This is a genomic window from Siphonobacter sp. BAB-5405 (assembly GCF_002872335.1).
Lineage (GTDB): Bacteria > Bacteroidota > Bacteroidia > Cytophagales > Spirosomataceae > Siphonobacter.
Map to the genome: position 1 here is coordinate 38,581 of NZ_NJAG01000044.1, position 24,042 is coordinate 62,622.

Genomic DNA, 24,042 nt, shown 5'->3' on the forward strand with positions numbered 1-24,042 from the left:
AAATTATTCTTTATACCTTTGGTGTACGTACACTATTGCATTTTGTGTTTCCTGTTTCATCAGGTTGTAACAACGCATGAAGTGACGACCCATTGATACGCACGCCTCTGTATGAAAAAGGTTCGCCCCCTGATCCTTTCCCGTTTGCCGGTAACATCCCGGTGGTTTGTTTTGGTGAGTATAAGCCTCGTAGCGGGCGTGGTTGCCTGTAAACGTATGACGCAGACCACCTCGGCTTCGCTGGACTGGCCCATCACGGGTGGTGATCCCGGCGTAACCCGTTTTGCGGCGGCAGATCAGATCACGAAACAAAACGTATCCCGGCTGAAAGTAGCCTGGACGTATCACTCGGGCAACAAGGCAGGTAACATTCAGGGCAATCCATTAATTGTAGACGGCGTAATGTACGTAACAACGCCCGCTCAGGAAATCATTGCAGTGAATGCCACCAACGGTCAGGAAATTTGGCGGCATAATCCAGCCCGGGCGGGTGAAAAATTCGGCGGTATCAACCGGGGCATTGCTTACTGGAACGAAGGAAACGAACAACGGATTCTATTTACCGCCAATCATTACCTGCTGGCCATTGACGCCCGAACCGGAAAAACCATTGAAAGCTTCGGAACGGGCGGTCGCCTGGATTTGAACGAGGGTCACATGCGACCCGCGTCGGATATGAAAATTACGGCTCCGGCTTCGCCCGTCATTTATAAAGATCTGGTGATCGTGGGTTCGATGAGCTGGAGTGCTCCGGCCAACGTCAGCGGTTTTGACGTGCGTACGGGCAAAAAACGCTGGACGTTCTACACCATACCCCAACCCGGCCAACTCGGCTACGAGAGCTGGGGTGACCCGGATTTCTGGAAGGATGGGGCAGGCGTGAACGTCTGGGGCGGCTTGTCAGTGGACCCCAAAAATGGCATGGTCTATTTTGCGACGGGTCAGCCGAAAAATGATTTTTACCGTCCGGGTAAAGAAGGCTCGCAACTGTACGGCAACTGCATTGTTGCCCTGAATGCCAACACGGGCCAGCATGCCTGGCATTATCAGGTCATTCACCGCGATTTGTGGGATCTCGATTTACCCTGTGCTCCCATTCTGGCCGATTTTAACTACAAAGGCAAACCCGTACCCGGCGTGGTACAGTTAACCAAAACGGGGAATGTGTTTCTGTTCAATCGATTAACGGGAGAATTGTTGTCGGACGTAGAAGAGCGGCCCGTACCCCCATCTACCTTACTCGACGAACAGGCCTACCCGACGCAGCCGTACGTTCGCTGGCCGCAGCCTTTTTCCAAACAGGTGGTTACGCGAAATGATTTGACGGACCGTACGCCCGAGGCTCACGCCGATGCCCTCGCCCGTTTTGAAAAGGCGGACACGGGCTGGTACGTACCACCAACCCAGAAAGGCGTGATTTACTACGGCATTCACGGCGGGGCGGAATGGAGCGGCGGAGCTTACGATCCGACCACCGGAAATTTGTACGTGAACGCCAATGAGCTGGCCTGGCACATTACGATGATCGACATTAACGCCAAGGAAAAATCGGCTGAAGCTTTTGCCCAGCATCCGGGTCGGCGGGTGTATCTGGAGAAGGGTTGCGTCGGTTGCCACGGCTCCGAGCGACAGGGGAATGGCGGTATTCCGGCTTTAACGAGCCTTTCTAAGAAGTATAAAAAGCCGGATGTAGTTCAGATTGTGAAAAATGGACGGGGTGCCATGCCCGCTTTTTCCCAGATTTCGGAAGACGAAGTACAGGCTCTGGCGGAGTTTCTCCTGGATATGGAAAGCCAGACGGCCGTGAAGCAAAGCAATCAGAAACCCGTATACCGGGCGATGAATTATACCAAATTTCTGGATAAGGAAAATTATCCCGCTACCAAAGCCCCCTGGGGTACGCTTAATGCCATTAACCTGCATACGGGTCAACTTGTCTGGAAAAAACCGCTGGGTGAATACCCCGAACTAACGGCGAAGGGTATTCCGGTAACCGGACGCGAGAACTTCGGCGGCTGTATCGTCACGAAAGGCGGACTCGTGTTCATTGCCGCTACGGGTGATGAGAAATTCCGGGCTTTCGATAAAGACACGGGTGAACTACTGTGGGAAACGACCTTACCCTTCGGTGGTTACGCCACCCCGAGTACCTATGTGGTCAATGGCAAACAGTACGTCGTGATCGCGGCTACGGGTGGCGGGAAGTTGGGTACCAAGACGGGCGATGCGTATGTCGCCTTTGCCCTGGAGTGATTTTACAGAAGTAATGAGTATCGTTCGCCTTCGACCTCTTTTGATCCAATTTTTTAAATAAATAAGTATACATTTTGTTGGTAGATTCAGAAATGGAAAGTACTTTTGAATAAGATAGTTAACGTACACTATTTCACAACACCAGCGTACTTAGTCAAACCAGATTCAGCCATTCCATACCAGAGAAAGATGAAAAGCTAAGCTCTTACGGAGTGGAACGGCAAGGATTTTACCTGAATTTTTTAACGAGCAAATACGGTAACTTCCTCCGTACCTCAAACCGATATTTTCGAGAATTCCGGATGTACGATCCCTTCACAGCCTTCGATTAAAGCCTGTAAAATGATGACGTATAGACAATAAAGTTATTAAGTGTAGTACACTACCTCTAAATCTATTTCATTCAATAAACCTCGTATGCGTAAAGCTTTACTAGGCGTGTGTTTGGCGTTGGCTAGCTGGTCTGCGTACAGTCAGAAAAAACCCGTAGCGTATGGTGTGAATTTGGCCGGAGCGGATTTTGGGTCCACGATGCCGGGAGAATTCGACAAAACCTATACGTACCCCCGGCCTTCCGAGCTGGATTATTTCAAAGCCAAAGGATTGACCCTGATTCGGTTACCGTTTAAATGGGAGCGAATTCAGCCCAAGTTAAACGGACCACTCGATGCCCGGGAGCTTTCCCGTATCAAACAGGTCATCAAGCAGGCCCAGCAACGAAAACTCTGGGTTATTCTGGATTTGCATAATTACGGTCGCCGGCAGATGGATGGGACTGAATATCTGATTGGTTCTGAAAGAGTTTCTATCCAACACATCGGCGATCTCTGGCAAAAACTGGCTAAGGCCTGTCGGTCATACTCAAACATTTGGGGTTATGGTCTGATGAACGAACCGCACGATCTGCGAGCGGATACGCCCTGGTTTTCCATCGCCCAGCACTGCATTACGCAGATTCGGAAAACGGATACCAAAACCGCCATTCTCGTGGGTGGCGATCAGTGGAGTTCGGGCGAACGCTGGTTACGGGCCAGTGATACGCTCAAGTACCTGAAAGATCCTTCCCGACACCTGATTTTCGAAGCTCACGTGTATTTCGATAAAGACGGTTCGGGAACGTACAAACACGATTACCCAACAGAAGAAGCTTCGGCTCAGAAAGGAATCGAGCGGGTAAAACCCTTTGTCAACTGGCTGAAAGCGAATCACTTTCAGGGACTTGTCGGTGAATACGGCGTGCCGGATACGGACCCTCGCTGGCTCGAAACCCTCGATCAGTTCCTGGCGTATCTCCGCGAAAACCAGGTGAGCGGTACCTACTGGGCCGCAGGCCCCTGGTGGGGAGACTACACGCTCGCCGTAAGCCCCCGGCAGGGTGCCGATCGCCCACAAATGAAAATACTGGAAAAATACCCAACGCTTTAATTCTGACTCCCACGCATACTACTTGTTACCCGTTCATTTTAAACCTAATATCTATGAAACAATACTATCTATTGTTGCTAGCTTTCTTGTGCCTGGCGGTGACCTCAGAAGGCTGGACTCAGACTACCACCGTCAAAGGCGTGGCTCGGGCCAAAGACACGGGCGAAGTACTTCCGGGCGTCAGTATCCTGGTCAAAGGAACGACCTCGGGAACGGTCACCAATGCCGTGGGGGTGTACAGCATCTCCGTACCCGATGCCAACGCTACACTGATTTTTTCTTTTGTTGGCTACACGCCGCAGGAAATAGCTCTGGCGGGACGTACAACACTGGACGTTGAGTTGGAATCAGACGACAAAAAACTCAATGAAGTCGTTGTTATTGGCTACGGGCAAGTGAACCGCCGGGACCTTACCGGTTCGGTATCGACCGTAAAAGGACAGGATTTGTTACGCAACATTCCCGTAAGCGTCAACCAAAGTTTACAGGGACAAATTGCGGGCGTGAACGTCAATAAAGGCGACGGTGCTCCGGGTGGTGGCATCAGCATGACCATTCGCGGAGCCAACTCTTTCACGGGTAGCGAACCGCTGTACGTCATCGACGGTATTCCGTTCACCTCCGCCGCTACGCCCGCCGGAGCCGAAGGTTCCATGCAAACCATCAACGTACTGGCCAACATGAACCCGCAGGACATCGAGAGCATCGAAGTACTCAAGGATGCCTCCGCCACCGCCATTTACGGTTCGCGGGGAGCCAACGGGGTTGTGCTGATTACGACGAAGAAAGGCAAAGCCGGAAAAGACCGCGTAGAATTCACCACCAACCTGAGTCTGGGCCGGGTATCGAAACGCATTCCGATGCTGAATGGCTATCAGTACGCACTGTTTCAGAACGAAGCTTACGCCAACGCTAGTAAGTACATCGGCACGACGTTGGAAGTACCTTTTCCGGGGAAAATTGGCCGCGACCCGGTATTGGGTGAAAATACGTACCTGCCCGGACCGGAAGACTACCGGGATGGTTTACCCGAAGGCACCCAGTATCCGGCTGGTTTCAAAGGTACCAACTGGCAGGATGAAGTATTCCGCCCCGCCGTTACGCAGGATTACACGCTGTCGGTTTCGGGTGGAAATGATCGCGGCACGTACCTGATTTCGGGAAATTACCTGGATCAGCAGGGGGTATTGCTCAACTCCGGTTTCAAACGGTACAGTCTGCAATTCAACCTCGAACGCAAAATTGGGAAGTTGCTGACGATCGGTACGAGCAACAACATTGCCTACACGACCTATCAATTAGGAAAAACCAATACGTCCGGAGCTCAGCCCAGTTTGATCAGTTCGACGATTTTTTTCCCGTCTACGTACCCGGTGAACGATCCGAACTCGGCCTTCCGGGAATCGCTGATCAATACGTCCAATCTGGCCAATCCGTACAAAACCACGCAGTCGGCCCGTGATTTTACGTACTCGACCCGCGTGTACACCACGGCGTTTGCTCAACTGAACTTTACGCCCGCCCTGAATTTCCGGCAACGGATGGGGTATAACTACAACCTCAACTCGCGGGAAATTTATTACGGACGCGATCTGAACGAAGGCCGCACGCCCGTCAATGGCTTCGGCATGGTGAGCGATAATAACTACTCGCAGTTGACGATGGAGTCGATTCTGACCTACATCAAAACGTTCGGTACGAAGCACAACATTAACGCTGTAGCGGCTTATACCTACGAAAAAGGCGTTTCCGAGTACAAAACGATGTCGGCCACGGGTTTCCCGACGGACCTTACCAAAAACTTTAACCTTCGGGCGGGTCTGCGTCCTTCGCCCTTGCAAAACGGTCGGAACGACAACGCTCTGATGTCGGTACTGGGTCGGGTGAACTATAGCTACGACGGCAAATACCTCTTCACGGCTTCCTTCCGCCGCGATGGTTCCAGCAAATTCGCCATCCGCAACAAGTGGGCCAACTTTGCCTCCTTCGCTCTGGCCTGGAACGCGGGTGAAGAAGAATTCATCCGGAACCTGGGTGTATTCTCGACGCTGAAAGTGCGGACGAGTGTCGGACAAACGGGTAATCAGGGGATCGGTCCTTACGGCAGCATCTACGCCACAACCATTGCCAACGTACCTTTTGGTGGATCCGAACAGAGTGGTTTTGCGGTGGATAACGGTCGCGGTCTGGTTGATCCAAACATCAAATGGGAAACGACCACGCAGTATGACTTCGGCGTTGATTTTGGTTTCATGAACAACCGTTTCAATGTAACCGTCGATCTGTACAAGAAGCATACGAAAGACCTGCTCCAAACCATCCAGATTGCTCCCAGTAATGGCTTCAATACCATGCTGACCAATTACGGAACGGTGGAAAACAAAGGCTTGGAAATTACGGCGGTGGGAACACTGGTGCAGCAGAATTCCTTCAAGTGGGATTTGAACGCCAATATTTCCTTCAACCGGAACAAGATCATGGATCTGCCCGCCGACCAGTTTGCTCAGCGGTTGTACTACTCCTACGACAACATCTTCATCCAGCGGAATGGATACCCCATCGGCACGATCTACGGACTGGTAGAGGACGGCTACTACGACGACATTGCCGAAGTACGGGCCGATCCACAGTTTGCCAACTGGTCGGAAACGCAGCTTCGTTCGAAACTGGGCGAGATCAAGTACAAAAACATGGATAACAATCCGGCCAGTATCAGCGAGAGTACCGACCGTACGATCATCGGTAATACCAACCCGGATTTTACCTACGGTTTTACGAACAACTTTTCCTACAAAGGCTTCAACCTCAGTATCTTCTTCCAGGGCGTACAGGGGGGTAATATCGTCAACACCAACCTGCTGAAAGTACGGATGAACCAGTTGGGCAACGTACCACAGTGGGCCTACGATACCCGCTGGACGGAAGACAACAAAGCCGATGCCAAATGGCCCCGGGCCGATGCCTCGCAGGTACGGGTGATGTTATTCTCGGATCGCTATCTGGAGGACGCTTCTTACCTGCGACTGAAAACGGTCAACCTGGGGTATACCTTCAAGACGCCGGTGAAATACGTCGAATCACTGAATGTATACGGCAGTCTGGGTAACCTGCTGACCTTCTCGAAGTACAGCTGGTGACGATCCCGACGTGAACTCCTTCGGGGGCGATGCCTCCCGCCGGGGCGTGGATATGAACTCGTATCCCAACAACCGAACCATTACGCTGGGCTTCAAAGCTTCCTTTTAATCCTCCGAACTTTCTATGAAAAAGATACATATAGCATTAGTAGCCCTGGTACTGGCCAGCACGTCCTGCAAGGATGCTTTGAAAGAAACGCCGTATGATTTCGTCGGTCCCGATCAGGTGGGAACGACTACCGAAGCTGACGCCAAGCTCTGGGTCAATGGCGTACTGAATACCTTGAACAGCGGCTCCTTTTTTCAGTATGCCGTCTATAACCGTCCGCTGGAAGTGGACGCCGACGATGTAACCGGCAAGGATTACGCATTCCAGGCGATGGGAGCGGGGAACTTCCAGTCTACCTCCGACATCAACACCTTCTGGGGTGGACCTTATACCCTGATCGAACGCTGTAATTTCGCCATCACGAAAGTCAGCCAGATCACCATTGACGACGCTTCGAAAAACAACGCCCTCGGCCAGTTGTACTTCCTGAAGGGATGGGCGTATTATATGCTCGTTCGGGCGTACGGACCATCCCCATCTTCAAAAAATCCGTAACCGAAGGCGAAAACACGAACCAGCCCCGGGCCTCCGTACCTGACGTGTACGCCCACATCATCGAAAACCTGAAAATGGCCGAGACGATGCTGTACACCCGCACCAACGCCCGCTACGAAACGGGTCGGCTGAGTCAGGAAGCGGCTAAAACCTTACTGGCCAAAGTCTACGTAACGATGGCTTCCGGAGCCCTAAAGGGAGCCCAGGTCACCGTACTCGGTGGTCGGCAACGGGAGACGGTCAACGGCGTCGTGCGTCGCATCCAGCCGACGGCCACTACCTACACCAAGAGCGTGGTAGCGGGTCACGAATCCTTTGACGCCGCTCAGTACTTCAAACTGGCCCGCGATAAAGCCAAGGAAGTAATTGACATGCAAAAAGCCGGTTCACCCATCGATCTGTTCCCGCGGTACATGGATACCTGGGCTATTGGCAACCGCAACAAGGGCGAGCACCTCTGGCAGATGAACGCCATCACGGGATCGGAGATTTTCGGTAACTTCCTGTCGTACCATTACGTAGGGTATCTGATGGCGAACGGTTCCATCGACGGGGCCCTGTACGCCATGTCGGACCACTGGTACGAACTCTTCGAGGAAAAAGACCAGCGAATTACCGAAGGCGTACAGCACCGCTGGCGGATGTTCAGTAACGCCGCCTGGCATTACTACCCCGCTAAAGACAGTCTGAAAGTGAAAAACAGTGGGACTGTACCCACGGCGGAAGGTTACCAGCCTACGGACGTTTATTCCGCCGACCAGTTTCATACGGCCAAGCTGAGCAAGTACGCTCAGGTCTCTGACCGGACGGTACAGCGTTCGGATATGCCCTTTCCGTTCCTGCGGTACGCCGAAACCTTACTAATTTTTGCCGAAGCCGAAAACGAAGTCAACGGTCCGACGGCTGATGCCTACGAGGCTCTCAACAAGGTACGTCGTCGCAGTGGAGCCAGCAATGCCGCCAACCTCAATCAGCAGCAACTGCGTTCGTTCATCCTGCAGGAACGTCAACGCGAACTGGCCCTGGAAGGACACCGGGCCTGGGATATTCGCCGCTGGGGCATCTACCTGCAAGTCATGAATGCCATTGATATTGACGCCAATAACATCATCAAACGTCGTCAGGAGAAACATTTGTTGTTGCCGCTGCCGCTGAATGAAATCAACGGAAATACGGCCATCAATGAAAACAATCCGGGCTGGTAAGTTTCAGTAGGGTGGAGTCGTAATTCCTTCGGGAATAGGACTGGTCCAAGACCGCCAACCGGACCAGTGTTGACGCCGCCCTACTCAAATTCCTGATTTCTCTGGGTCGAGCTGGTATTTTTTCAGCTATTTGCGAAAAAGAGTACCTAAACCACTAATCAACGTTCTATGAAAGTTGGCATCGACAGCTACTGTTACCACCGCCTGTTTGGCGAAGTATACGCCGGACAAAATCAGCCCGACAAAATCCTGACGTTTGAAGATTTTCTGACGAAAACGGAAACGCTGGGCATTGACGGGGTATCCCTCGAATCGTGCTTCATCCCCAAATTCGACAAGGCGTATCTCGAGGGTATAAAAGCCCATCTCGACCGCACGGGCCTTGACCGTGTGTACGCCTGGGGACATCCCGACGGGCTGGAAGGCGGCAAGAACGAGCGGGCGTTTGAGGAGATGATCGAGCACATCGAATACGCCCAGCAGATTGGAGCCCCGGTGATGCGAGTCGTAGGCAGTAGTCTGATGTACCGCTTTGAGCCGCACGGTCCGCAACTCGAAAAGCTGACCCGAATGTTTTCCGAAGCCACAAAAATAGCCGAGCGATACGGTGTGAAACTGGCCGTTGAAAACCACATTGATTACAATTCAGACGAAATTCTGCAACTGATTCAGGGCGTGAACTCGCCGTATTTTGGCGTGAATTTCGATTCCGGAAATTTCCTGCGGGTGCTCGATGATCCCATCCAGGCGATGGAAAAACTGGCCCCGTACGTATTTGCCACGCACATCAAAGACCTGAAACCGGTCAAAGGCGTGCCCGTTAACGAGTGGTATTTCTTTTCCTGCGTACCCACGGGCGAGGGCCTGATTCCGAACGAACGCCTCGCCGAGCTTTTAAGTCAGCATAACTACCAGGGCTTCCTGGCAGTGGAGGTCGATTTTCTGCACCCCGATTATACCGACCGGGAAGAAGAAGTCGTCAAACAAAGCATACAGGCTCTCCGTTCACTGACTAAAACGCTCTAACGCATGGAAAAACAACTCAACGTCGGTATCGTCGGTACCAAGTTCATGGGCAAGGCCCACAGCAACGCCTGGAAAAAAGCACCGTTATTTTTTGATGTATCGGCTCAACCGGTCCTGAAAGTCGCCTGCGGACGGCACGAAGCTTCCCTCAGGGAATTTGCCCAACAGTGGGGATGGCAGGAAACGGAGACGGACTGGAAGAAACTCGTCGTCCGTCCCGACATCGATATTATTGACATTGCTCTGCCCCAGCAACTGCACTACGAAGTGGCTTTAGCGGCGGCGAAGGAAGGCAAACACATTTTCTGCGAAAAACCGCTGGCGATGAGTAGCCAGCAGGCGGAAGAGATGCTGAAGGTATGCGAAGACCACAAAGTTGTCCATTACCTCAACCACAACTACCGCCGTACGCCCGCCGTTGCTCTGGCCAAACGCATGATCGACGAAGGCAAAATTGGCCGGATTTTTCACTGGCGGTGTGCCTATCAGCAGGACTGGATTGTAGACCCCAGTTTTCCGCTCACCTGGCAACTCCGCAAAGAAACCGCTCAGGCCGGACCCCAGTGGGATTTGAACTCGCACGCAGTGGATCTGGCTCATTTTCTGGTAGGCGACATCGCGACGGTTTCGGCCCTGACGACCAACTTCATCAAGGAACGTCCGCTGGCCGATGAATCGACTTCGGGCAATCTTAAAGCCGAAAGCAAGGGTGAGGCCAAGGGAGAGGTGACGGTCGAAGACGCCGCCCTGATGCTCGTTCAGTTTACCAGCGGAGCCATCGGTTCGTTCGAAGCCACGCGGTTTGCGACGGGTAAGAAAAACGGGCTGACGTTTGAAATCTACGGTAGTAAGGGCAGTCTGCTGTTCGATCTGGAACGGATGAACGAATTGCAGTACTACTCCCGCGAAGACGCCGAAGGGTACCAGGGTTTCCGGACCATTCTGGCGACCGACGGCTCGCATCCCTACATGCAGCACTGGTGGCCCGCCGGGCACATCATCGGCTACGAACACGCCTTCGTGCACGCCGTGGTGGATTTTATTGACGCGATTGAAACCAAACAAACCATTACACCCAATTTCTCGGATGGCCTGAAGATTCTTCGGGTACTCGAGGCCGGACTTACCTCCGCCGAAAGGCACCAGCAAGTGATTATCAGTTAAACCAAACCCTAGTACTATGGAATCCTCTAACAAAGAAAAATTTGAACGCGACGGCTTTGTAATCGTCGATGTATTGACACCACAGGAAATCGATGATTTCCGCGAAGTGATGGATGCCTTGATCAGTCCAAAAATTCAATCGGCTGATACAGAGAAGCGTAGTTCATCCTTTCAGCACTTAGGGGATGAAATCAAGGACTTTGGCAAAGAGGCCCGGCAGTACTACTTCCACCTGCTTACCAAGCCGGGTACGGAGTCGATTCACCACGCCTTTCATCACCCCGTGATTCTGAAGACGGTGGAAGAGCTGCTCGGGCCGAATCTGATTGTCAATAACGCCTCGATTCTGGCTGCGAATGAAGGGACGCAGTACTCGCTGGGCTGGCACCGCGACATCATCCAGATTCCGCAGAACGAGATTGAAGACTGGCTGTTCTCGCCCGAACGTTTTCACAACAGCGTACAGATTAACCTGCCGCTGGTAGATGAAAACTCGCTTTGGGTTGTACCCGGCAGTCACAACCGGCCCAATACGCCGGAAGAAGACGAAGCCTTTCGGGGATCGAAACATTACGCCCCCGTGGGGGTTGAAATGCCCGGCGGCATTCCTGTGCCTTTGAAAGCGGGTCAGGCGGTTTTGTACAACAACAACCTGATTCACCGGGGTTTCACGGAAAAAATGAAGATTCCCCGTCGGACCTTACACATGGGTTACCACAGTGCAAACTTCCCGCCGACCTGGCATTTTTACCTGCTCAACGGCGATTTGCTGACGCCCCAGTACCTCGACACGCTCAGTCCGACGATGCGACGCATGATGGAAGAGTACCTCGAATGCCGTCGCCAGTATCCCGACATGAGTCAGACCTGGAAGTGGTCATACAATTTTCCTAATGAACTCGCCGTGTAAGGGCGTATTGATTTTCCTATGAAACGTTTTCTTTTCTTCCCGCTTCTGGCCCTGCTCTTTCTATCTGCTAAATCCGTAACGGCTCAGCGAAAAGCGAAAAGTATCTATGCCCGCGACAATCTGGTGGCCTGGTGTATTGTGCCTTTTGACACCAAAAACCGGGGTCCGGTCGAACGGGCCGAAATGCTCAACCAGCTGGGCATTACCAAACTCGCCTACGATTGGCGGGAAAAACACATCCCGACCTTCGACGAAGAGTTTGAGGCCTGCCGGAAAAATAATATCAAGTTTGAAGCTTTCTGGCTGTACTCCGGACCCAATCCGGAAGAGGACAAGGGCTTACAGGCCGTGTTTGACGTCCTGAAACGGCAGAAAGCGAAAATGCAGATCTGGTGCATGATTGGCGGCATTAAAGGTCTGGACGCCATGAGCGAGGAAGAAAAGATCAAAGCCGTTGCCCGGCCCGTTCAGTACATTGCCGACCGGGCCGCGGAGCTGGGCTGTACGGTTGGATTGTACAACCACGGCGGCTGGTTTGGCGAACCCGAAAATCAGTTGAAAATCATTGAGTACCTCAAAAAGCCCAACCTCGGAATCGTGTATAACTTCCACCACGCGGAAGAACACATCGAACGGTTCCCGGTTTTCTTCCCGAAAATGCTTCCGCACCTGATGGCCCTGAATCTGGCGGGACTGAAAAAGGGAAATCCCGTGAAGGTCGTACCCATCGGGCAGGGCGACGCTGAAGCCGGGATGATGCGAATCGTCCAGCAAAGCAAATACCGCGGACCCATCGGGATCATCAATGAAGATACGGCACCAGATGCGGAAGTGGGCCTTCGGCTGAATATGGACGGACTCCAGAAAATTCTTAAATCCTGGGGAGATACCGCTACGCTTAAAACCTACCAGTAAGCCTTTTTAACTTCCCGAAACTTTTAGCGTTTTGGGAAGTTTTTTAGTTTTAGTACCATCTGCTTCGGCATCCTGACTTATGCGTTTTCGTTTTCTATTTGCCTTCTTCTTTCTCTCCCTGCTCGCTCACGCCCAAACGGACTTACGCGTGAGTGACAACAAGCGTTTCCTGGTGTACCAAAGTGGGAAACCCTTCTTTTACCTGGGCGATACAGCCTGGGAGCTGTTCCACCGACTCGACCGGGCGGATGCTAAAAAGTACCTGAAAAACCGGAAGAAAAAAGGCTTTACCGTGATTCAGGCCGTAGTACTGGCCGAGCACGATGGCCTACGGGATCCCAATGCTTACGGACAGGTTCCTTTTCAGAATACCGATCCGAGCCAGCCGAATGAGGCCTATTTCGCTCATGTGGATTACATCCTGAAGCAGGCGGACCGGATGGGTTTGCACGTAGCCTTGCTGCCAACCTGGGGCGATAAACTGCATAAAGACAAGTGGGGCATCGGGCCGGAAATTTTCAACGAGAAATCAATCTACGCTTACGGCAAATACCTCGGCGAACGCTATAAACATCGCAAAAACATCATTTGGGTGATCGGCGGTGACCGCAATCCCCGGAAAGGGTCGGCGGACGTGGAAGTCTGGCGGACTTTGGCGAAAGGCGTGACGGAAGGCGTAGGCGGGGCGGACAAGGCCTTGATGACGTTCCATCCGCAGACGAGTTCTTCCACCTGGTTTCACACCGACGACTGGCTGGATTTCAATCTATTCCAGACGGGACATTGTGCGGACAGCAAGGTATGGGAACAGATTTCGCAGGATTACCGGCTGGCACCCGTAAAGCCTACGATGGACGGTGAACCCTTGTACGAAGAAATTCCGGTGTGTTTCGACCTGAAAAAAAACGGTTACGCCGATCCGAACGACGTACGCCGGAAAGCGTACCAAAGCCTCTTTGCCGGGGCTCATGGCTTTACCTACGGTTGCAACAACATCTGGCAAATGTACGTACCGGGTCGTAAAGGCTACATTGATCCCACTAAGCCCTGGTACGAATCGCTCGACCTGCCTGCTGCCCGGACGATGCCCTACGTTCGCAAGCTGATGGAGTCGCGTCCGTATCTGGATCGAATTCCGGATCAAACCTTGGTTCCCGGTACGAATTCCAACGATCCCAAAAAACGGATTCAGGCCACGCGGGGCAGCGATTACGCCTTTGTCTATTCTTCTTCGGGACAACCCTTTCAGGTACAAATGGGTATCATTTCCGGTAAAGAAGTAAAAGCGTCCTGGTACAATCCCCGAACCGGCAAGGCTCAGAAAGCGGGTTCGCTGCCTAATGCCGGTATTCAGACCTTTACCCCTCCCAGTCAGGGCAATGATCAGGATTGGGTGCTGGTACTGGATGACGCTTCGCGGTCGTTCCGTTCTTTGTAAATACATTTGGAATGAAAAAGCTTCTCCTTTGCTTACTGGGGCTACTAAGCCTGCCCGTTTCAGGTCAGGTACGGCTGGCTCGCCTGTTTGCTGATCACGTAGTCCTGCAACGGCAGAAACCCATTCCCGTATGGGGCTGGGCTCAGCCGAAGGAGAAAGTGACAGTGATACTGGCGGGCAGGACCCAAACGGCTAAAGCAGACGCCAAGGGCAAATGGATGGTACGCTTTCCGGCGATGGAAGCGGGCGGACCGTATGAACTACGCGTTTCCGCCAAATCGGGTAACACGTCCATCAGCGACGTGTTGCTGGGGGAAGTATGGCTTTGCTCGGGGCAGTCGAATATGGAATGGTCGGTAGACCGTGCCCAGCAGTATGAAACCGAACGAAAAGACGCCAACTACCCGCAGATTCGCCATTTCCGGGTAGCCAATGAGCTGGATCTAAGGCCGCACACGGATTTAAAAACGGGTGAGTGGCAGGTCTGTTCACCCCAGACGGTGGGCGGCTTTACGGCGGTTGGCTTTTTTTTCGCTCGGGAAGTTTATCAGAAGCTGAAGGTACCCATTGGGCTCTTGCATTCGTCCTGGGGTGGTTCCGACATCGAGGGCTGGATCAGTAAGGAAGCCTTGCTTTCGGATTCGGAACTTCGGGAAAATGCCCAACGCCTGCCCGCTACCTGGGCCGAAGCGGATTCGCTGAGTGAACGGAACTTCCGGCAGAAATTTTATGGCCGTGCTACCTACGTTCCTACGATGGCGGATGAACAGAAATTCCTCGGTTCTGACGTAGACTTTTCGAAGTGGGTTCCGCTGTATGATCCGATTGGACAATGGTACTACCGGGGACTGTTTGCTTTCAAAGGCAATGGTTATATGGGCCGGATCGTCCAGATACCCGCCGCAATGGCCAGTCAACCGACTACGCTGGTGTTGGCCGATAATGACAGTCCGACGGAAGTGTACCTCAACGGCAAAAAAATTGCGGAGGGCGTTGTAAAAGGCATTCGGGAAATCAAATTACCCACAAATGCCTGGAAACCAGGAGCGAATCAGCTCGTGATGAAACTTCAGAAGCGGACGAATCCCGAATGGTTTGGGCTGGGCTTACTGGGTACCCTTCAACACCTGTACGTAGCCAGTGAAACCGACAAAATCAGTTTGGTTACCGACTGGAAAATCATGCCTTCCCTGGCCGAACCGCACGGGTTTGTACCCATGCTGAACCGCTTACCGACGACGGTTTATAATACCAAACTGGCCCCGCTGATTCCGTTTGGTATTCGGGGTGTTTTGTGGTATCAGGGTGAAAACAACGCCGATCGGGCGTATCAGTACCGCCGGAGTTTTCCCCTGCTGATCAACGACTGGCGGCAACGCTGGTGTGAAACGTTGCCCTTCTACTTCGTACAACTTTCGAGCTTTGGCACCGATCAGAGCAGCAACCAGGGAAGTGCCTGGGCAGAGCTACGGGAAGCCCAGACGATGACGTTACAATTACCGAAAACCGGAATGGCCGTTACGACGGACATTGGTAATGCCACCGACATTCACCCCATCAACAAGCAGGACGTAGGGCATCGACTGGCAATACAGGCCCTCCATTTTGAGTACGGGCAACCGATGGCCTACAGCTCGCCCATGCTGGATACCGTGCAGTTTCAGGAAAATAAAGCCGTACTTCGTTTTAAATTCGCCGATCAAGGGCTGGTTGTAAAAGACAAATACGGTTACGTCAAAGGCTTCGAGATCGCCGGAACCGACCGGGTCTTCCACTATGCCCAGGCTCAGATCAAAGGCAATACCATCGAAGTGTCTCATCCCAGCGTTCCCCAACCCCAGGCCGTTCGTTACGCCTGGTCCGACGCTCCCATCGAAGCCAACGTCTTCAATACTGAAGGCCTCCCCCTAAACTCCTTCCGCACCGACCAATGGCCAGGAGTGACGGAAAAGCGAAAGTATGAGCGGTAGATTGGTTGTTTGTTTTGAGTTGCTGGTTATTAGAAATTCGGCACGGACGACATAAAACCATACCCGTCCTATCACATTCCATGTCGGAATTCCATTCTGGGGCTCAAGCTACCTACCGCCTTGGCAATGCAGTGGCCTTGAGCAAGAGGAGGTGAGCAGCGGGCGTGCCGGCATGGGATGCATACGGACTAAATGACCAGCCGTGCCTGCGGGACGTGATTTTGATCCAACTAGGAGAGTTAACCATCAGTGGTTCAGGATTGGAAGATTTCTCTACGGAATGAATTCAGGCTAAAAAAACTAGCTTTACTGAAAAGAAGTAAAAGAAAGAAATCTTACTTCACATGATACTTCAAATTCGACTTCATCACCACATCAATCGGCAGATAATAACTTTCCGGTAAGTCTTTCTTCAGCAAAATACTTTGGGATAAAAGCTTGATTCCTTCGTAAGCCTGCATTTTGGGTTGCTGACTGATCAGAAAGTGAATCGTACCATTTTCCAGGTAATGGATCGTTTCTGGAATAACGTCGTAGCCGATGAGTCGGTAACCTGTAAATGCTTTTTGTTCAAGCACCTGAGCCACGTGTTGAACACCGTTGATCGTAAATATACCGTTCAGGTTTGGCGTCTGCCGGATTACATCAGCCAATTGCTGGGCGATTTCCTCCGATATACCGCGGCGGGATTCGAACTTAACGATCTCGGTTTGTGGGGAAGTTTCCCGAAAAAAAGCCAGGAAGCCCTCTTCCCGTTTGGTGAACTGCAGGTGGTTGTCGTGTTCCTGTACGATATTGGCTAACAGAATCGTACCGTCGGGAGGGATGCAATAGGAAAGCAGTTCGGCAGCCAGATAGCCACTATCGTAAGCGTTTTGTCCGATGTAGCGGACCCCTTTCTCATCCGGCAAATTCGTATCAAACAACAGGCAGGGTATCTGACCCTTCTGACAGTGCCGGAGCAAACGAATGGCTTCCTCGTAAAATACGGGTACCATAAAGACGCCGTCAACCGTATCGGCCATGATTTCGTTAACCCGCTCCCGAAAGGAATCTTCGCTATTCTGATCGAAAAAAAACACCTTGGTCGTGACTTCCAGTTGCCGGATTTCTTTTTCCGCCTGTTCAACGCCTAGGATGTGATCATGCCAGAAAGGAATTTCTTTGGTAGCCTGCGGAAGCAGTACCGCCACCACGTATTCTTTCGTAGATTTCAGGCGACTGGCCAACAGGTTAGGCTGGTAGTTCAGCTCTTCAATGGCCTTGAGAATACGTTCCCGCGTTTCCTGGGATACGCCACCGCGATTGTGTAGTACGCGATCAACAGGGCCAATAGAAACATTGGCGTGCCGGGCGATATCCTTGATTCCGATCTGTTTATCCTTGTGTTTGATACGCTGAAGATTTTTATCAAAGTTAATACATTCTGGCTTAGGATGATGGGAAGCTTTCAGGTTTAATCCATTAATTTCGAGGTTTGTGAATACGGATACCAGATGCAGACCAAGGCGTTTTAGAATCATGAAATATTTCTTGTACGAGACTCGATCCGCTTCATTCGAATAAAACTACCAGCTTCAATCGAAGCTTTACAAAAGGCCAGCCCTAGGGTATACCCTAGATTTTTCCAATAAAGGGTTTTCCCTAATCGACGTATATCTAATTAATCCTATTTTGCTGAACAAATTTCTATTGATGGGAGGCTCAGTGACAACAACGCTTGCTATCAATAGTACCCTGAAAAACTTAACCTAATAAACAATTATTTCATAATGGCCCATGCCCTTAACACTGCCTCCGTCCCGGGAGTTTTCGCCTGTACCTCAACCCAAGGCCACTAAAGCAATGATACGGGTGTTAATTGCGGATGATCACAACGTATTTGTTGAGGGAATTGAATCTTTGATTTCGGGTTCCGCCAACATTCAGGTTACGGAACGGTGCTACACCAGTGCTTCAGTGCTGGAGCGACTCGAAACGACCGCCGTGGATGTGGTTTTACTGGATATTTCTTTTCCCCAAATCGAAGACGGACTGAGTCTATGCGAAGCCATTACGCGACAGTATCCAGCGTGTCAGGTGATTGCACTGACGATGCACGATGATGCCAGCCTGATCAAGCGAGTAGTCAAGAAAGGAGCCCGGGGATACCTCTTAAAAAACACAACCAAGTTGGAATTGCTCGAAGCGATTGAACGCGTGTACCAGGGAAAGCAATACTTTAACGATACCATTACCCAGATTTTACTGACCAACGGCAAGACCCGAAAAGCCGGCAGTGCACGCCTGAACCTGACCCCCCGCGAGTCGGAAGTACTGGCTCTCATTGCTCAGGGACTGACGACTCAACAAATGGCTACCCAGCTGTTTGTCAGCGTTAAAGCGGTTGAGTTTCACCGAAGTAGCTTATTGCTTAAGTTTGAGGTGCCCAATACGGCGTTGCTGATTAAAACGGCGATGGAAATGCAGTATATTGATTGATATACGAAAAATAGAAGTGTTGAAGCCGCTTTATTAACGCAAATGAAATCGTTTCGGGTAACGTTCTTACTGGCTTGGGTCACTTTACTAGGCCCTGTAGCGAAGGTCTGGGCACTGGCCGAAACACCCGTGATCGACAGTTTGAACCAGCGGGTTCGGGCACTGGTGGAGCGGCAACACTGGAAAGCTGCTGCTCAGGTTAGTGAACGCATTGGGAGCTTGTACCACCAACAGTACGGTTACAATCAGTATACCATCGAAGCGTATTTTAACAGCCTGAAGTACTACCACCGGGTAGGAGATTCTGTAGGATATTACAATGTACATATTTTGATCGGTGATTACTATACGCATGATTATTTCATGCAAAATCACGCGGAACAGTACCTGAAACGAGCCCTGCGTTTTTTTGAGCGAACGAAGAATATCACCAAAATTATTGAGTGTCACCTGGATTTGGCCAATATCATCCAAAATAAGGAACCGATTCCGAAAGCACTGTTTACCGAGTTACGCCGGACGGAACGACTGAGCGAGCAAACCAAACAAGCCTATTTTCAAGCCTATGCCCTGAACTTACTGGCTACGACGTATTCCCGAACCAAACAACCCGACTCGGCCCGGTACTTTGCAACCCGCAGCCTGAAGATGGCCCGGGAGCAGAACATTAGCTGGCTGATTGCCCTGAACCTTTTTTACCTGGGCATTACCGAACAGTTTAAAGATCGACCGAAGGCGGCCATTCAGTATTATCAGAAAAGTTATCGCATTGCTGATTCCGTAAATAATGTTTCCATGTTGCGGGAGCTGACGCGACACGCTGCGGAAAGTTATGCCCATCAGGATACGTATAAGGAGGCGTACGAATCCTTATTGCAATCACTGGCCTACACCCAGGAGTTCTATTATTCGGAGCAGACAAAAAGCATTCGCTTGCAGGAGTTGGATAGTCAGATTAAGACGCTAGCGGTGGAAAAGGCGTTGGTCAAGGAGCAAAGTCAGCATCAGCGTACGATCAATTCCATGCTGGTGATCGGACTGTTTATCAGTATTGTGGGCGTGGGGACGCTAATTTATATGCGACGTCAGCAAAAACTTATTGCCCAGCAACAGGCCGTGATTGCCCAGCAGCAAATTCGGGAGCTGGAACTGAAATCGCTACGGGCCATGATGGAGGGGCAGGAGGGCGAACGGAGCCGCATTGCCCGCGATCTGCACGACGGACTGGGAATTCAGCTTTCGCGGATCAAGCTGTTTGTGGAGGCTCATCAGGAAGCCTTGCCCGCGTCAGTACGGGAGCCGCTGAACCAGTTTCTGGATGAAGCGTGTACAGAGACACGATTGATTTCCAACGATTTACGCCCCTATGCCTTATCAACCTTTGGATTGATTCCGGCATTGGAAGATTTAACGCAAAAGCTGAATCTGGTCAATCAAACGAATGTAATTTTTGAGCACTATGGTGAAACCCCCGTCTTGAGCGATGAAGCTTCGGTGATGCTGTACCGGGTGATTCAGGAATTGATGAACAATGCTCTAAAACACGCCGATGCGAGTACCATTACCTTGCAGATGATGATCAGCGAAGACACGGCTCTGATCAGTGTGGACGACGATGGACGCGGGTTTGCGGAACCCTCCCGAACGGGTAACGGCATCACCAATATTCAATCACGTATAGATTACCTCGGTGGGCAGGTGATGTGGCAGAGCGAAGCGGGGAAAGGAACGTCAGTTATGATTTCGCTACCGCTTAAATCAAGTGCAACTTAGGTTGTAATTGTATGTCCAGACTAGGTTTGGTCCCCTAGGCATTAACCAATGCTTTGTGAAAGCTTGTTCTTTTAAGACTTGCGTTATTCACCTAGACTGGGTTTGGTCCTGTTAACACGCTGTTCGTTAGCCTGTGAGCATCTCCACGCCTAACGACAGCCTACGCTGGGCCACCGCGTTGCGGCTGTCGTAGGTCGTTCCGCTGCTCACAGGCGGGAAGGGTTTTCATCTTCTGACAGAAGTCATTAGTTTATGATTGTTAGTTAGTAGTTGTAAATCGTTAAAAGTCAGTTGAATAACTTCATGGACGGCTTAAAATTGGGCCCCGCAATGCATACGGACTAAATGACTAGCCCTCTTAGCGGGATGAAAAACGCACGTAAAAGAAAAATATCTATCTCAAAAAAAACATATGCACCCATTTCTACCCCTCTAACCCCGTTTTCCATGTCTACCTACTCCTGCGTTAGCTAACTGATTTCCGGGCTTTTGTGCGTGTATTCGGGTGTTCCGAAACACTTCTCGTACCTGTCCTCTACGGGTATGCTGGACGCATACGCTCTAAACTCTCTACTACAGTCGCTTTCCTAATTCAATTTCTCATGATCAAACAAGTATTGTTTCTATTTCTCTGGATAGGGGCTTGTCTGAGTGCCTTCGCTCAGCAGCGAACCATCCGCGGCGTCGTTTCGGATGTTCAGGGTACCACGCTGCCCGGAGCTTCCGTCTACGTCAAGGGTCTGCAACTGGGTACCACCACCGATGTGAATGGTCGCTTCACGATCAATGTACCCGCAGATGCCAAGGCCTTAACGGTTTCGTACGTAGGCATGCAAAACCAGGACATAGAGCTGGGGACGAAAACCGACCTCAGCATCACCCTCCAGTCCAACGACCGCAATTTTGATGAAGTCGTTGTTATCGGTTACGGAACGGCCAAACGCTCGGACGTTACCTCTTCCATCACGACCATTAAAGCTACGGAGTTGAAAGACATTCCAGCGGCGGGTGTCGATCAGCTCCTGCAGGGAAAAGCGGCCGGGGTTACGGTAACCAGCAACGGCGGCCAGCCCGGTGGCGGCGTATCGGTGAAGGTACGTGGCGTCACGTCCATCAACAGTAATGACCCCCTATTCGTGATCGACGGCGTTCCCTTCGTAAACGGAAATACATCCGCCAGTTCTGGTTATGCCGGGCTGGGGGGCGGTGACGGTCAGACGGGTAATAGCGTCATGGCCATGCTGAACCCCAACGATATTGAATCCATTGACGTACTGAAAGATGCCTCCGCTCAGGCCATTTACGGCTCCCAGGCGGCTAACGGCGTTATTCTGGTAACCACGAAAAAAGGAAAGTCGGGCGAGGGAAAAATCAACTACGAAATGTACACTGGCGTATCCGAAGTGGCCAAACGGCTGGATCTGATGGATTTGCGAGATTTTGCCCGGTATCAGAATGAGGTACTGCCCATCATCGGCAATCCCGTTTCCGACGAATTTCGCGATCCTTCCATTCTCGGCAAAGGTACGGATTGGCAGGAAGCCATGTTTCAGCGGGGTAAGATTCAGAACCATCAGCTGAGCTTCTCGGGCGGTCGCGAAAAAACGACGTACTACTTTTCGCTAAACTATTTCGACAACAAAGGCATCCTGCTAGGTTCGGACTTCAAGCGATATTCCACCCGTTTCAGTCTGGACAATCAGTTAAAAAGCTGGGCTAAAGTCGGCTTAAGTGCCAACGTTTCGCGGAGTATTCAGAACGTGTCGCTAGCCGATGCCGCCGAAGGTACCATCTGGTGGGGAGCTTCGACCAGCCCGCTAATTCCGGTGAAAAACCTGGACGGTAGCTGGGGTGGTGGTCAAACCATTGGCGGGGTGCAGTACAACAACGCCAACCTGGTCGGCAACAGCCAGTTCCGGGGCAATACCAAAACGACCAACACGGTTTTCGGTAGCCTGTACGCGGAAATTCAGTTGATGAAAGATTTGAGTTTACGGAATGAAGTATCCTACTCGCTCGGTCAGGATAACAACGTGGCGTTTCAGAAAGCGGGTAACGTGGGCGGTACTTCCTTCCGCAGCAAACTCATCGATTCGCGTTCGGACAGCTACTATTACTCCCTCACCAATTACCTGAATTACAACAAATACATTGGCAAACATGGTATTCAGCTGACGGTCGGTCATCAGGCTCAGTCGTCGTATTACCAGTCTATTTCGGGTTCAAAAGTGGATTTACAGGCCGATATTTTTGACCTCAATACGGGCAGTTCCGACCAGACGACCTGGGGTTTAGGCGGCGGTAAGGGACACTGGGCGATGGAATCGTACTTCGCCGGCGAMTKATACCTACGGTGACCGGTACTCCATCTCGGCCAGTTTCCGGGCAGACGGTTCCTCTAACTTCGGTCCGAACAATCGCTGGGGGAATTTCCCGGGCGTATCGGCGGGCTGGACCATCTCGAACGAATCCTTCGCCAAAGGAGCCATGGCCAAAGTCGTCAATCACCTGAAACTGCGGGTCGGTTACGGAGCCGTGGGTAATCAGAACTTCCCCGGTGGAGCTCCAAACCCCGCCTACGTGGGAGCGGTACAGTTTTTCTCCGGACCCGTGGGCTTTGGTACGTCCAACATGATCAACGGAATTCCGAACCCGAACCTGAAATGGGAATCGGTGAAAACGACCAACGTGGGTCTGGACATCGGCTTCCTGAACGGCCGCATCGACGCAACCATCGATGCCTATAAAAAGGTAACGTCCGACATGATTATCTTCCTGACGGGTCCGAACCTGATTGGTGTAGGGGATCAGTGGGATGACCTGAAAGCTCCGCTGGGTAATGCCGGACAAATGACGAATACGGGCGTGGATCTGGGCATTACCTCAACCAACATCCGCAACGACAATTTTACCTGGAAAACCAACGCCGTACTGACGCAGTTTACCAACACTTACGACAAGGCCGCCAGTGCCGCTTCGGCCCTCGACGGAAAGGTATACTATAACAACTACCTCGTGACGCATACCACGCCCGGACGCCCTGTGGGTTCCTTCTGGGGTTTGGTAACGGATGGACTGTTCCGTAACCAGTCTGATCTGGATAACAGCCTGCCGCAGTTTGGCTACAAGGTGAACCAGAACGAAACCTGGCTGGGTGACATTCGCTTTAAGGATATCAACGGCGACAAGAAAATCGACGCGGGCGATATGACTTTCATTGGTAGTCCGCTGCCCAAGTTCACCTGGGGTTTGACTAACTCATTCACGTACAAGGGAATCGATCTGTCGATTTTCCTGCAGGGAAGTCAGGGAGCAAAAGCCTTCAACTTCCTTCGCTGGCAACTGGAAGGTTTGAACAGTGCCTGGTCGAATCAGATGCGTACGGTGAATGATCGCTACACGGAAAGCAACCCGAACGGTTCCTTACCTCGCTTCACGGTGACGAACAAAAACAACATCGCCATGTCGGATCGCTACGTGGAAGATGCTTCATACGCCCGGATTCAGAACATTACGCTGGGGTATCGGTTGCCGACCGCTTTCCTGAGTAAAATCAAAGTAAGCAACCTGCGGATTTACGGTTCGGTGCAAAACCTGAAAACCTTTACCCGCTATTCTGGCTACGATCCGGAAATCGGAGCCTTTAATAATAGCATCAAGCTCATGAATGTGGATATGGGCCATTATCCCAACCCCCGGACCTTTACCCTGGGAGCGAACCTGCAATTCTAAGCCAATCCT

At 51.6% G+C, this 24,042-nt stretch carries 14 protein-coding genes and 1 pseudogene; 14 read left to right on the top strand and 1 reads right to left on the bottom strand.

Annotation, left to right across the window (positions count from 1 at the left end; genetic code table 11):
* Positions 1 to 111: 111 nt before the first annotated feature.
* From BWI97_RS22210 to BWI97_RS22260, 11 genes are all read left to right on the top strand, one after another.
* On the top strand, positions 112 to 2,253 hold the full coding sequence (locus tag BWI97_RS22210) for a PQQ-binding-like beta-propeller repeat protein (RefSeq protein ID WP_102202855.1): 2,142 nt from the start codon (positions 112 to 114) through the stop codon (positions 2,251 to 2,253).
* A gap of 417 nt (positions 2,254 to 2,670) precedes the next feature.
* On the top strand, positions 2,671 to 3,678 hold the full coding sequence (locus BWI97_RS22215) for a glycoside hydrolase family 5 protein (protein ID WP_102202856.1): 1,008 nt from the start codon (positions 2,671 to 2,673) through the stop codon (positions 3,676 to 3,678).
* 53 nt (positions 3,679 to 3,731) lie between these two features.
* Positions 3,732 to 6,815: a TonB-dependent receptor gene (locus tag BWI97_RS22220; RefSeq protein ID WP_199182061.1), complete on the top strand. Its 3,084-nt coding sequence runs from the start codon at positions 3,732 to 3,734 to the stop codon at positions 6,813 to 6,815.
* Between the two features lie 124 nt (positions 6,816 to 6,939).
* Complete coding sequence (locus BWI97_RS22225; RefSeq protein ID WP_102202857.1) at positions 6,940 to 7,419, top strand: RagB/SusD family nutrient uptake outer membrane protein; 480 nt, start codon at positions 6,940 to 6,942, stop codon at positions 7,417 to 7,419.
* The gene (locus BWI97_RS22230; protein ID WP_102202858.1) at positions 7,359 to 8,624 is read left to right on the top strand and encodes a RagB/SusD family nutrient uptake outer membrane protein; all 1,266 of its coding nucleotides are present in this window, start codon (positions 7,359 to 7,361) and stop codon (positions 8,622 to 8,624) included. Before BWI97_RS22225 ends, BWI97_RS22230 begins: the two co-directional genes overlap by 61 nt.
* A 168-nt stretch (positions 8,625 to 8,792) precedes the next feature.
* Positions 8,793 to 9,650 (top strand): sugar phosphate isomerase/epimerase, encoded by an 858-nt coding sequence (locus BWI97_RS22235; RefSeq protein WP_102202859.1) that lies wholly within the window; start codon positions 8,793 to 8,795, stop codon positions 9,648 to 9,650.
* Between the two features lie 3 nt (positions 9,651 to 9,653).
* A complete protein-coding gene (locus BWI97_RS22240) occupies positions 9,654 to 10,814 on the top strand; it encodes a Gfo/Idh/MocA family protein (protein WP_102202860.1) in 1,161 nt (386 codons plus the stop codon).
* A 16-nt stretch (positions 10,815 to 10,830) separates the two neighbouring features.
* On the top strand, positions 10,831 to 11,724 hold the full coding sequence (locus tag BWI97_RS22245; RefSeq protein WP_102202861.1) for a phytanoyl-CoA dioxygenase family protein: 894 nt from the start codon (positions 10,831 to 10,833) through the stop codon (positions 11,722 to 11,724).
* An 18-nt stretch (positions 11,725 to 11,742) separates the two neighbouring features.
* A complete protein-coding gene (locus BWI97_RS22250; protein ID WP_102202862.1) occupies positions 11,743 to 12,639 on the top strand; it encodes a sugar phosphate isomerase/epimerase in 897 nt (298 codons plus the stop codon).
* 79 nt (positions 12,640 to 12,718) lie between these two features.
* Positions 12,719 to 14,077 carry a glycoside hydrolase family 140 protein gene (locus tag BWI97_RS22255; protein ID WP_102202863.1) on the top strand — a complete coding sequence of 453 codons (1,359 nt, stop codon included), beginning with the start codon at positions 12,719 to 12,721 and terminating at the stop codon, positions 14,075 to 14,077.
* Positions 14,078 to 14,088: 11 nt separating this feature from the next.
* Complete coding sequence (locus BWI97_RS22260; RefSeq protein ID WP_102202864.1) at positions 14,089 to 16,047, top strand: sialate O-acetylesterase; 1,959 nt, start codon at positions 14,089 to 14,091, stop codon at positions 16,045 to 16,047.
* 335 nt (positions 16,048 to 16,382) lie between these two features.
* Here BWI97_RS22260 and BWI97_RS22265 read toward each other — a convergent pair whose 3' ends face one another.
* On the bottom strand, positions 16,383 to 17,570 hold the full coding sequence (locus BWI97_RS22265) for a substrate-binding domain-containing protein (RefSeq protein ID WP_102202865.1): 1,188 nt from the start codon (positions 17,568 to 17,570) through the stop codon (positions 16,383 to 16,385).
* Positions 17,571 to 17,892: 322 nt separating this feature from the next.
* Between BWI97_RS22265 and BWI97_RS22270 the strand changes: the two genes are divergently transcribed.
* The 3 genes and pseudogenes from BWI97_RS22270 (at position 17,893) to BWI97_RS22280 (ending at position 24,033) form a co-directional block, all read left to right on the top strand.
* The gene (locus tag BWI97_RS22270) at positions 17,893 to 18,528 is read left to right on the top strand and encodes a response regulator transcription factor (protein WP_094814722.1); all 636 of its coding nucleotides are present in this window, start codon (positions 17,893 to 17,895) and stop codon (positions 18,526 to 18,528) included.
* 42 nt (positions 18,529 to 18,570) lie between these two features.
* The gene (locus tag BWI97_RS22275; RefSeq protein WP_102202866.1) at positions 18,571 to 20,301 is read left to right on the top strand and encodes a sensor histidine kinase; all 1,731 of its coding nucleotides are present in this window, start codon (positions 18,571 to 18,573) and stop codon (positions 20,299 to 20,301) included.
* Between the two features lie 602 nt (positions 20,302 to 20,903).
* A pseudogene (locus BWI97_RS22280) lies at positions 20,904 to 24,033 on the top strand (SusC/RagA family TonB-linked outer membrane protein).
* The last annotated feature ends 9 nt before the right edge of the window (positions 24,034 to 24,042 follow it).

Bases quoted from the DNA above. Each gene is read 5' to 3' on its own strand.
- BWI97_RS22245 (WP_102202861.1), top strand. From the start codon at position 10,831: ATGGAATCCTCTAACAAAGAAAAATTTGAACGCGACGGCTTTGTAATC.
- BWI97_RS22260 (WP_102202864.1), top strand. From the start codon at position 14,089: ATGAAAAAGCTTCTCCTTTGCTTACTGGGGCTACTAAGCCTGCCCGTT.
- BWI97_RS22275 (WP_102202866.1), top strand. From the start codon at position 18,571: ATGAAATCGTTTCGGGTAACGTTCTTACTGGCTTGGGTCACTTTACTA.
- BWI97_RS22210 (WP_102202855.1), top strand. From the start codon at position 112: ATGAAAAAGGTTCGCCCCCTGATCCTTTCCCGTTTGCCGGTAACATCC.
- BWI97_RS22230 (WP_102202858.1), top strand. From the start codon at position 7,359: ATGGGCGTATTATATGCTCGTTCGGGCGTACGGACCATCCCCATCTTC.
- BWI97_RS22255 (WP_102202863.1), top strand. From the start codon at position 12,719: ATGCGTTTTCGTTTTCTATTTGCCTTCTTCTTTCTCTCCCTGCTCGCT.
- BWI97_RS22235 (WP_102202859.1), top strand. From the start codon at position 8,793: ATGAAAGTTGGCATCGACAGCTACTGTTACCACCGCCTGTTTGGCGAA.
- BWI97_RS22250 (WP_102202862.1), top strand. From the start codon at position 11,743: ATGAAACGTTTTCTTTTCTTCCCGCTTCTGGCCCTGCTCTTTCTATCT.
- BWI97_RS22215 (WP_102202856.1), top strand. From the start codon at position 2,671: ATGCGTAAAGCTTTACTAGGCGTGTGTTTGGCGTTGGCTAGCTGGTCT.
- BWI97_RS22270 (WP_094814722.1), top strand. From the start codon at position 17,893: ATGATACGGGTGTTAATTGCGGATGATCACAACGTATTTGTTGAGGGA.
- BWI97_RS22240 (WP_102202860.1), top strand. From the start codon at position 9,654: ATGGAAAAACAACTCAACGTCGGTATCGTCGGTACCAAGTTCATGGGC.
- BWI97_RS22225 (WP_102202857.1), top strand. From the start codon at position 6,940: ATGAAAAAGATACATATAGCATTAGTAGCCCTGGTACTGGCCAGCACG.
- BWI97_RS22265 (WP_102202865.1), bottom strand. From the start codon at position 17,570: ATGATTCTAAAACGCCTTGGTCTGCATCTGGTATCCGTATTCACAAAC.
- BWI97_RS22220 (WP_199182061.1), top strand. From the start codon at position 3,732: ATGAAACAATACTATCTATTGTTGCTAGCTTTCTTGTGCCTGGCGGTG.